The organism is Streptococcus sp. HMSC063B03 (assembly GCF_001836965.1).
Taxonomy (GTDB): domain Bacteria; phylum Bacillota; class Bacilli; order Lactobacillales; family Streptococcaceae; genus Streptococcus; species Streptococcus pneumoniae_F.
Window position 1 is genome coordinate 1 of sequence record NZ_KV831058.1, and the last position, 256, is coordinate 256.

Annotated in this window: 1 protein-coding gene; it reads right to left on the reverse strand. The window is 43.4% G+C overall.

Annotated features, from left to right (window positions below; translation table 11 throughout):
* Window positions 1-256 (reverse strand): pneumococcal-type histidine triad protein (locus HMPREF2628_RS08165; protein ID WP_142350516.1); only part of this gene is annotated, 256 nt, incomplete at both ends.

Consider the following 256-nt stretch of genomic DNA (forward strand, 5'->3'; position numbering starts at 1 on the left):
TAATTTGCTCCGCTGTCAAGTCCTTCTTGAAGAAATAATGATTATGGTCACCGTGTGACATGACAAAACCTTGCTCATCCTCACTGATGACACGATTGGCATCAAAACCATGATTATGGTCTTCATCATGTTTGTGGCCATGATTATCGTTATCGTGTTCATCATCATGGGCTGGACTTGGTGTTGCTGGACTTGCACCTTTCAAGTGTTCTTGCGCTGCCTTAATTTGCTCCGCTGTCAAGTCCTTCTTGAAGAA